Annotated in this window: 10 protein-coding genes; 9 read left to right on the top strand and 1 reads right to left on the bottom strand. The window is 70.5% G+C overall.

Annotation, left to right across the window (positions count from 1 at the left end):
- The first annotated feature begins 96 nt into the window (after window positions 1–96).
- From ftsW to G5C51_RS18450, 9 genes are all read left to right on the top strand, one after another.
- Window positions 97–1,341: a putative lipid II flippase FtsW gene (gene ftsW / locus G5C51_RS18490; protein WP_165238734.1), complete on the top strand. Its 1,245-nt coding sequence runs from the start codon at window positions 97–99 to the stop codon at window positions 1,339–1,341.
- 34 nt (window positions 1,342–1,375) lie between these two features.
- Window positions 1,376–2,470, top strand: coding sequence for an undecaprenyldiphospho-muramoylpentapeptide beta-N-acetylglucosaminyltransferase (murG, locus tag G5C51_RS18485; RefSeq protein ID WP_165238728.1), 1,095 nt, complete (start codon window positions 1,376–1,378; stop codon window positions 2,468–2,470).
- A gap of 28 nt (window positions 2,471–2,498) precedes the next feature.
- Window positions 2,499–3,311 (top strand): cell division protein FtsQ/DivIB, encoded by an 813-nt coding sequence (locus G5C51_RS18480; RefSeq protein WP_165238726.1) that lies wholly within the window; start codon window positions 2,499–2,501, stop codon window positions 3,309–3,311.
- 250 nt (window positions 3,312–3,561) lie between these two features.
- Complete coding sequence (gene ftsZ / locus G5C51_RS18475) at window positions 3,562–4,803, top strand: cell division protein FtsZ (protein WP_165238724.1); 1,242 nt, start codon at window positions 3,562–3,564, stop codon at window positions 4,801–4,803.
- 36 nt (window positions 4,804–4,839) lie between these two features.
- Window positions 4,840–5,550, top strand: coding sequence for a peptidoglycan editing factor PgeF (gene pgeF / locus G5C51_RS18470; RefSeq protein ID WP_420824826.1), 711 nt, complete (start codon window positions 4,840–4,842; stop codon window positions 5,548–5,550).
- On the top strand, window positions 5,547–6,269 hold the full coding sequence (locus G5C51_RS18465) for a YggS family pyridoxal phosphate-dependent enzyme (protein WP_165238720.1): 723 nt from the start codon (window positions 5,547–5,549) through the stop codon (window positions 6,267–6,269). Before pgeF ends, G5C51_RS18465 begins: the two co-directional genes overlap by 4 nt.
- A 126-nt stretch (window positions 6,270–6,395) precedes the next feature.
- Window positions 6,396–7,055 (top strand): cell division protein SepF, encoded by a 660-nt coding sequence (locus G5C51_RS18460; RefSeq protein WP_165238718.1) that lies wholly within the window; start codon window positions 6,396–6,398, stop codon window positions 7,053–7,055.
- A 62-nt stretch (window positions 7,056–7,117) separates the two neighbouring features.
- Window positions 7,118–7,402: a YggT family protein gene (locus G5C51_RS18455; RefSeq protein ID WP_165238716.1), complete on the top strand. Its 285-nt coding sequence runs from the start codon at window positions 7,118–7,120 to the stop codon at window positions 7,400–7,402.
- Between the two features lie 56 nt (window positions 7,403–7,458).
- Window positions 7,459–8,580: a DivIVA domain-containing protein gene (locus tag G5C51_RS18450; protein WP_165238714.1), complete on the top strand. Its 1,122-nt coding sequence runs from the start codon at window positions 7,459–7,461 to the stop codon at window positions 8,578–8,580.
- A gap of 114 nt (window positions 8,581–8,694) precedes the next feature.
- Here the strand turns inward: G5C51_RS18450 and G5C51_RS18445 are convergent, their stop codons facing one another.
- Window positions 8,695–9,279 carry a dienelactone hydrolase family protein gene (locus G5C51_RS18445; protein WP_165238712.1) on the bottom strand — a complete coding sequence of 195 codons (585 nt, stop codon included), beginning with the start codon at window positions 9,277–9,279 and terminating at the stop codon, window positions 8,695–8,697.
- Window positions 9,280–9,318: the final 39 nt, after the last annotated feature.

Genomic DNA, 9,318 nt, shown 5'->3' with positions numbered 1-9,318 from the left:
ATCTACACATTGGTAATCGTCGGCAGCGTCAGACGTGTATAAGAGACAGCGGCGACCCCGCCCCGCCGCGGCAGCGGCAATCGCGGGGGCCCCGCCCTGGCCAGGGTCCAGCGCCTGGTGACCCAGGCCCGCCGGGCGTGGGACCGCCCCCTCACCGCCTACTACCTCCTCCTCGGCGGCAGCCTCCTCATCACCGTCCTCGGCCTCGTCATGGTCTTCTCGGCCTCCCAGATCAAGGCCCTCGAGTACGGTCTCTCCTCCACGTACTACTTCAAGAAGCAGCTCATCGCCGCCGTCATCGGCACCGGCCTGCTCCTCTTCGCCTCCCGCCTGTCCACCAAGACACACCGGTCCCTGGCCTACCCCCTCCTCGCCGTCTCGATCTTCTTCATGTCCCTGGTCCAGGTGCCCGGGATAGGGCAATCGGTCAACGGCAACACCAACTGGCTCTCCCTCGGCGGCCCCTTCCAGCTGCAGCCGAGCGAATTCGGGAAGCTCGCGCTCGTCCTCTGGGGCGCCGACCTGCTGGCCCGTAAACAGGACAAGAACCTGCTCACCCAGTGGAAACACATGCTGGTCCCACTGGTCCCGGCAGCGCTGCTCCTGCTCGGTCTGATCATGCTCGGCGGCGACATGGGCACCGCGATCATCCTGACCGCGATCCTCTTCGGCCTCCTCTGGGTGGCGGGGGCGCCCACCCGCCTCTTCACCATCACCCTCGCCGCCGCGGCGACCATCGGCCTGCTGCTCATGAAGACCAGCCCGCATCGCATGGACCGCCTCAGCTGCATCGGCGCGACCGAGCCGGGACCGAACGACATCTGCTGGCAGGGCCTGCACGGCATCTACGCACTGGCGTCCGGCGGCTGGTTCGGATCCGGGCTCGGCGCGAGTGTGGAAAAATGGGGCGAACTCCCGGAACCGCACACCGACTTCATCTTCGCCGTGACCGGGGAGGAACTCGGCCTCGCGGGGACGCTGTCGGTGCTCACCCTCTTCGCGGCTCTAGGCTATGCGGGTATCCGCGTGGCCGGACGCACGGAGGACCCCTTCGTACGGTATGCCGCGGGAGGCGTGACCACCTGGATCACGGCGCAGGTCGTGGTGAACGTAGGTGCGGTGCTCGGGCTGCTGCCCATCGCCGGGGTCCCGCTCCCGCTCTTCTCGTATGGTGGCTCCGCCCTGCTGCCGACGATGTTCGCCATCGGTCTGCTCATCGCGTTCGCGCGCGATGATCCGGCGGCGCGGGCGGCACTGGCCATGAGACAGCGGCCCGGCCGGCTGAAGGGCCTTGGGAAGCTGTCCCGGGTGAGAAGGAAGTCGATGCGACGGCGCGCCTGAATTCAGGCGTCCGTCCGGAGAGCGGTGAAATTCGGTGCATGTCGTACTCGCCGGCGGGGGGACCGCCGGCCACATCGAGCCCGCGCTCGCCCTTGCGGACGCCCTGCGCAGGCAGGACCCGACCACGGGCATCACGGCGCTCGGTACGGAGCGGGGGCTCGAGACCAGGCTGGTGCCGGAGCGCGGCTATGAACTCGCCCTGATCCCGGCGGTCCCGCTGCCGCGCAAGCCCACGCCCGAGCTCCTCACGGTGCCGGGCCGGCTGCGCGGCACGATCAAGGCCGCCGAGCAGGTCCTGGAGCGTACGAAGGCAGACTGCCTGGTCGGCTTCGGCGGCTATGTCTCGCTGCCCGGCTACCTCGCCGCCAAGCGCGCGGGCGTGCCCATCGTGGTGCACGAGGCCAACGCCCGCCCTGGCCTGGCCAACAAGATCGGCACGCGCTACACCAAGTTCGTCGCCGTCTCCACGCCGGACAGCAAGCTGCGCAACGCCCGCTACGTCGGCATCCCGCTGCGTGCCAACATCGCCATCCTGGACCGGGCCGCGGTCCGCCCGGAGGCGCAGCAGTACTTCGGCCTCAACCCGTCGTTCCCCACGCTGCTGGTCTCCGGCGGCTCGCAGGGCGCACGCCGGCTCAACGAGGTCGTGCAGCAGGTAGCGCCGTACCTGCAGCGGGCGGGTGTGCAGATCCTGCACGTCGTCGGTCCGAAGAATGAGCTGCCACAGCCGGACAACATGCCCGGAATGCCGCCCTATATCCCGGTACCGTATGTGGACCGGATGGACCTCGCGTACGCCGCGGCCGACATGATGCTCTGCCGCGCGGGCGCGATGACCGTCGCGGAGCTGACCGCGGTCGGGCTGCCGGCGGCGTACGTGCCGCTGCCGATCGGCAACGGCGAACAGCGGCTCAACGCGCAGCCGGTGGTCAACGCCGGCGGCGGGCTGCTGGTCGACGACGCGCAGCTCACCCCGGAGTGGGTGCAGAACAACGTGCTGCCGGTGCTCAGCGACCCGCAGCGGCTGATGGACATGGCCCGCAAGGCGGCCGAGTTCGGCCGCCGGGACGCCGACGAGCTGCTCGTCGGCATGGTGTACGAGGCGATCGCCGCCAGGCAGGCGGCGTAGCGAGGACGAGACGGACGGGGCGAGGCGAGTGGCCGGAGCGACGACCGCTAAGCGCGACGAACGGCGCGGCAGCGCCCCGCCCCGGTCCGGCGGCGGGCCCGGCGCGGCCCGGCAGGGCTGGCGCCGGCTGGCCAACAAGCGGCTGGCGGCGGTGCTGCTCGTCCTCGCCGTCCTCCTCGGCGGCTTCGCCGGCTGGGCGCTGTACGGGTCCAACTGGCTGCGGGTGGAGCGGGTGCAGGCGACCTTTACCGAGGGGAGCACCCGGGTGCTCTCGCCCGACGAGGTCGTCGGCACCGCGGCCGTGGGCACCGGCGGCCCGCTCGCCTCGGTCGACACCGACGCGGTGACGGCGCGGCTCGAGCAGGAGCTGCCGCGCATTAAGTCCGTGGACGTGCAGCGCTCCTGGCCGCACACCGTCAAGCTGGTGGTGACCGAGCGGACCCCCGCGGTGCTGCTGCGCGGTGGTGACGGGCGCTATACGGAGGTTGACGCCGAGGGCGTGCGGTACGCCACGGTGGTGCGGCCGCCGAAGCGGGTGCCGGTGCTGGAGGTGGCGGCGGCCAAGTCGCCGAGTCTGGAACGCTTCGGCCCCGACCGGCTGCGGGCCGAGGCCATCAAGGTGGCCGGTCAACTTCCCGTGGAACTGCGGCACCGGACTCGTACGATCAAGGTCACGTCATATGACGCGATCACTCTCCAACTTGCCGATGACCGCACGGTCCTGTGGGGGAGCGCGGAGAAGGGCGCGGTGAAGGCGCGGGTCCTCACCGCACTGATGAAAGCCGCCAAGGGCGCGGACCACTTTGACGTAAGTGCCCCGAGTGCCCCTGCGGCGTCGTAGAGTTGACGCTTATCTCCCCAGATCAGGCCCTGATTGGGCAGCCCTAAGCCTGATCACATAGGGTGAAAAAGAAACTCGGGAGGTTCGGCGTGTTCATTGAACGCGCACGGCTTGTCGACTTAGTGTCTCGTTCCAAGAGTCCGGGGACCAGGCACACCGTTAACCCTAAACTTCACGCTTAGGGTTCGGGTCGGCGAAGGCGAACGGGCCGACCCACCGGCAACGTAACTCGAGGCGAGAGGCCTTCGACGTGGCAGCACCGCAGAACTACCTCGCAGTCATCAAGGTCGTCGGCATCGGCGGCGGTGGCGTGAACGCCATCAACCGGATGATCGAGGTCGGTCTCAAGGGCGTCGAGTTCATCGCGATCAACACCGATGCGCAGGCGCTCCTGATGAGCGACGCCGACGTCAAGCTCGACGTCGGCCGTGAATTGACCCGGGGCCTCGGCGCCGGCGCGAACCCCGATGTCGGCCGCAAGGCCGCCGAGGACCACCGCGAGGAGATCGAGGAGGTCCTCAAGGGGGCCGACATGGTCTTCGTGACCGCGGGCGAGGGCGGCGGCACCGGCACCGGTGGCGCTCCCGTCGTAGCCAACATCGCGCGCTCGCTGGGCGCGCTCACCATTGGCGTGGTCACCCGCCCGTTCACCTTCGAGGGCCGCCGCCGGGCCAACCAGGCCGAGGACGGCATCGCGCAGCTGCGCGACGAGGTCGACACCCTCATCGTGATTCCGAACGACCGGCTGCTGTCCATCTCCGACCGCCAGGTGAGCGTCCTCGACGCCTTCCGCTCGGCGGACCAGGTGCTGCTCTCCGGTGTGCAGGGCATCACCGACCTGATCACCACCCCGGGCCTGATCAACCTCGACTTCGCCGACGTCAAGTCGGTCATGTCCGAGGCCGGATCCGCGCTCATGGGCATCGGCTCGGCGCGCGGTGACGACCGCGCGGTGGCCGCCGCCGAGATGGCGATCTCCTCGCCGCTGCTGGAGGCGTCCATCGACGGTGCCCGCGGGGTGCTGCTCTCCATCTCCGGCGGCTCGGACCTCGGCCTCTTCGAGATCAACGAGGCGGCCCAGCTGGTGAGCGAGGCCGCGCACCCCGAGGCGAACATCATCTTCGGTGCGGTCATCGACGACGCTCTGGGCGACGAGGTGCGGGTCACGGTCATCGCGGCCGGCTTCGACGGCGGCCAGCTGCCGACGAAGAACCGCGACAAGGCCCTCGGCTCGTACGGGGACCGTGAGGAGGCCCCGGCAGGCAGCTCCGCGTCCGCCGCGGCCCCTGAGCCGCCGGTCAGCCGTCCGGCCCCGGAGCCCGCCACGTCGTTCCCCGGCCTCGGCAGCCCGGCCCGCGAGCCGGAGCCCACGCCGACGGCCTCGGCGCCCCCCGAGCCCATCTCGCCGCCGGCGCCGCCGCACCCGCGGTCGTCGTACAGCAGCGACAACCAGCCGGAAGAGCTGGACGTGCCGGACTTCCTGAAGGACTGAGGGACCAACCCGCACGTGATACATCGAGAACAGCCCGTGAGCGGCGTTCACTTCGCGACCACCGACCGGTGGGGCGGCGTGAGCGCCGCTCCGTATGCCGAGCTGAATCTGGGCGGCGCGGTCGGCGACGACCCCGCCGCCGTCCGCGCCAACCGCGAACTCGCCGCGAAGTCCCTGGGCCTTGACCCGGGCGACGTGGTGTGGATGCGCCAGGTGCACGGCCGCGACGTCGCCGTCGTCGACCGGCCCTGGGGCGCCGACCCGCCGCCGGTCGACGGGATCGTGACCGCCCGCCGCGGCCTGGCCCTCGCCGTACTCACCGCCGACTGCACCCCGGTGCTCCTCGCCGACCCGGCGGCGGGCGTCGCGGGCGCCGCGCACGCGGGCCGGCCCGGGATGCTCGCCGGCGTCGCGGAGGCGACGGTGGCGGCGATGCGCGAGCTGGGCGCCGAGCCGGAGCGGATGGTGGCGCACCTGGGCCCGTCGGTCTGCGGGAAGTGCTACGAGGTACCGGAGGACATGCGGGCCGAAGCGGCCGCACAGGTCCCCGAGTCTGCGGCCACGACGAGTTGGGGCACCCCGGCCATCGACGTCGCCGCGGGGGTACGGGCCCAGCTGGCCGCCGCTGGTGTGACCAGCGTCACAGCTTCCTCCGTGTGCACCCTGGAGTCCGCTGACCACTTCTCGTACCGCCGGGAGAAGGCCACCGGGCGGCTGGGCAGCTACGTCTGGCTGGACGCGGCATGAGCGACGAGCGCAGGGCCGAACTCGCCGCGAACCTCGCCCGCGTGGAGGACCGCATCGCGGCCGCCTGCAAGGCGGCGGGGCGGGACCGCGACGAGGTCACGCTGATCGTGATCACCAAGACGTACCCGGCGAGCGACGTGAGACTTCTCGCGGAGTTGGGCGTCGCGCACGTCGGGGAGAACCGCGACCAGGAGGCGGCGCCCAAGGCCGCCGAATGCGCGGATCTGGGGCTGACCTGGCATTTCGTGGGGCAGCTGCAGACGAACAAGGCACGGCATGTGGCCGCCTACGCGGACTATGTGCACTCCGTGGACCGGGTGCGGCTGGTGAGTCCGCTCTCGGCCGGGGCGGTGCGCGACGGACGCGAGTTGGGGATTCTGCTCCAGGTCGCGCTCGACAAGGAGGGCGCGGAGCCCGCCGGGCGCGGCGGAGTTGCGCCGGAAGGGGTGGCGGAGCTCGCGGCCGCCGTGGCCGCCGCGGAAGGGCTCCGGCTCGACGGGCTGATGACGGTCGCACCTTTGTCCGGCCGTTATGCGGGGCGCCAACAGGAAGCGTTCCGGCGGCTGATGGAAATCTCATCCGGCCTGCGCGCGGCGCATCCTGGTGCGAGCATGGTCTCTGCGGGAATGAGCGCGGACCTCGAGGAGGCCGTCGCTGCAGGGGCGACACATGTGCGCGTTGGCAGCGCGGTACTCGGAGTCCGGCCTCGCCTCCGGTAACGTCGCGAAGCAAGTCGGACTGCGCTCGGAAATATGGTTATTCCGGGCGGAATTGGACAGACTGCGTAGTTTGTCAGACAGAGACCGGTGGCGGTGGGATCCACCACAGAGCGGAGGACGCAGAGAATGGCCGGCGCAATGCGCAAGATGGCGGTCTACCTCGGCCTCGTGGAGGACGATGGATACGACGGCCCGGGGTACGACCCCGACGACGAGTTCGAGCCGGAGCCCGAGCCCGAGCGTTCCCGCAGGGGTCACGAGAGTGCCCAGGGTCACCACAGCCGCCACCAGGCGCCCGTGGAGGAGCCGGCGGCGCGCATGGTACCCGCACCGGCGCCGCGACAGGAGCGTCCGCCCGTAGCGGTGGAGAGCGGCCGAAGCTCGGGCATCCTTCCCGAAGGGGGACGCAGCAACCGGATTGCGCCCGTGTCTTCCATCACACCTGAACGTCAGAATCTGGAGAAGAGCGCCCCCGTGATCATGCCCAAGGTCGTATCCGATCGGGAGCCGTACCGGATCACCACGCTCCACCCCCGGACCTACAACGAGGCCCGTACTATCGGGGAACACTTCCGCGAGGGCACTCCGGTGATCATGAATCTGACGGAGATGGACGATACGGACGCGAAGCGACTTGTCGACTTCGCGGCCGGCCTGGTCTTCGGCCTGCACGGGAGCATCGAGCGGGTGACCCAGAAGGTTTTCCTTCTGTCGCCTGCTAACGTCGATGTAACGGCTGAGGACAAGGCCCGCATCGCTGAAGGTGGGTTCTTCAACCAAAGCTAGACGCACCACCGGTAGCAGCGGCCGGCAACGGCCCGCAACGAAGGGGAGAGGGACGCGGCGAGATGGGTATCGCTCTAGACGTGATCCACGTCGCGCTGTTGTGCTTCCTGTTCGTGCTGATCTTCCGGCTCGTCATGGACTATGTGTTCATGTTCGCCCGGTCGTGGCAGCCCGGGAAGGCCATGGTGGTGCTGTTGGAGGGCGCCTACACGGTCACCGATCCGCCGCTCAAGCTCCTGCGGCGGTTCATTCCGCCGCTGCGTCTTGGGGGCGTAGCGCTAGACCTGTCCTTCTTCGTACTGATGATCATCGTCTACATCCTGATCTCCGTCGTGAGCGGGCTGTGATCGATGGTGAACGATACGGTCTGCCGATATGCCGACGACTACGTTGAGGTGAAGAGATGCCGCTGACTCCTGAGGACGTGCGGAACAAGCAGTTCACAACCGTCCGTCTCCGAGAGGGCTACGACGAAGACGAGGTCGATGCCTTCCTCGACGAGGTCGAGGCGGAGCTGACCCGACTGCTCCGTGAGAACGAGGACCTGCGCGCCAAGCTGGCCGCGGCCACCCGCGCCGCCGCCCAGAACCAGGGCATGCGCAAGCCCGAGCCGCAGGACGGACGTCCCGGCGGCCCGGTGCCCGCCGCCATATCGGGCCCGCAGCCGGTGCCGCCGCAGCAGATGGGCCCGCCGCAGGGCCGTCCCGGCGCACCCCAGCTGCCTGCCGGTCCCGGTGGCCAGGGCCCGCAGGGCCCCGGCCCCATGCAGGGCCCGCCGCAGGGTGCCCCGCAGGGCACCATGGGCCAGGGCATGCCGATGGGCCAGGGTGGCCCGATGGGCCCCGGCGGCCCGCACCTGCCGCAGCAGGGTCAGGGCCCGGGCGGCGACAGCGCCGCGCGCGTGCTGTCCCTCGCCCAGCAGACCGCTGACCAGGCGATCGCGGAGGCCCGTTCCGAGGCCAACAAGATCGTCGGCGAGGCGCGTTCGCGCGCCGAGGGCCTGGAGCGGGACGCCCGCGCCAAGGCCGACGCCCTGGAGCGGGACGCGCAGGAGAAGCACCGCGTGGCGATGGGCTCCCTGGAGTCCGCGCGCGCCACGCTGGAGCGCAAGGTCGAGGACCTGCGCGGCTTCGAGCGCGAGTACCGCACCCGCCTGAAGTCGTACCTGGAGTCGCAGCTGCGCCAGCTGGAGAACCAGGCCGACGACTCCCTCGCCCCGCCGCGGACCCCGGCGACCGCGTCGCTGCCGGCTTCCCAGCCGCAGCCGCCGCAGCCGTCGATGGCCTCGGCCGGCGCGGGTGTCTCCCACGGTGGCGGCCCCTCGGGCCACCACAGCATGGGCGGCCAGCAGCAGATGGGCCAGCAGCAGCCGCAGCGCGGCGGCCAGCCGTCGTACGGCGGTCAGCAGCAGATGTCCCCGGCCATGACCCAGCCGATGGCGCCGGTGCGTCCGCAGGGTCCGGCTCCGATGCAGCAGCCGCCGTCCCCGATGCGCGGCTTCCTCATCGACGAGGACGACAACTGAAGGCGTAGCGCGCTCGGCGCGCGGTAGCGCGATCGGCATATCGCAAGGCCCGGGCCTTGAGGAGAACGGTTTCCTCAGGGCCCGGGCCTTTGCGCGGTTACGGAAAGCGGGCGTTCAGCCCGCCGCGACCTCGTCCACGAAGGCCGTGGCCACCGGCCACATCGACTCCGCCGCCTCCGGGTCGTAGTCGTCCAGCTCCGGGTCCGTGAAGAGGTGTCCGGCGCCGGGGTAGCGGTAGACCTCCACGTCCGCGCCGGCCCGCTGCATGCGCAGATACCAGGCGTTCAGCCAGTCGTGGGTTTCGAAGGGGTCCGGGTCGGCTACATGCAGCTGCACGGGCAGATCGCCCGAGGCGGCCACCGCCTCGTCCGCGATGTCCGAGGTGCCGTGCAGGAGCAGCAGGCCGCGGGCCTTGTCATCGCCCAGGGCGAGGTTCTGCGCGAGCGCGGCGCCGAGCGACAGGCCGGCATAGACGATGCCGCGGTCCGAGTACGGCGCCGCCGCGGTCACCGCGCGCTTCAGCAGCTCGTCATTGCCGAGCTCGTCCCGCAGCGCGCGACCCTCCTCCATGGTCTCCGGCGTCTGCCCGTCGAACAGATCGGGCACGATCACCTCATGGCCGGAGGAGCGGAGCAGTTCGGCCGCCGCGTGCACGGCCGGTCGCAGGCCGTATGCCGAGTGGAAGAGCACAACTGTCATGCGGCCATCCTGCCAGCTACGGTCTTAGGGAACGGTCCG

It is taken from the genome of Streptomyces coryli, from assembly GCF_011044975.1.
GTDB classification, from domain to species: Bacteria; Actinomycetota; Actinomycetes; order Streptomycetales; family Streptomycetaceae; genus Streptomyces; species Streptomyces coryli.
The sequence above is the reverse complement of the archived record's forward strand: the minus strand, read 5'-3'. Positions and strand labels throughout refer to the sequence as shown.

Excerpts from the sequence above, each read along its gene's own strand:
- G5C51_RS18465 (WP_165238720.1), top strand. The coding sequence starts at position 5,547 with ATGAGCGACGAGCGCAGGGCCGAACTCGCCGCGAACCTCGCCCGCGTG.
- G5C51_RS18460 (WP_165238718.1), top strand. The coding sequence starts at position 6,396 with ATGGCCGGCGCAATGCGCAAGATGGCGGTCTACCTCGGCCTCGTGGAG.
- G5C51_RS18455 (WP_165238716.1), top strand. The coding sequence starts at position 7,118 with ATGGGTATCGCTCTAGACGTGATCCACGTCGCGCTGTTGTGCTTCCTG.
- G5C51_RS18450 (WP_165238714.1), top strand. The coding sequence starts at position 7,459 with ATGCCGCTGACTCCTGAGGACGTGCGGAACAAGCAGTTCACAACCGTC.
- G5C51_RS18445 (WP_165238712.1), bottom strand. The coding sequence starts at position 9,279 with ATGACAGTTGTGCTCTTCCACTCGGCATACGGCCTGCGACCGGCCGTG.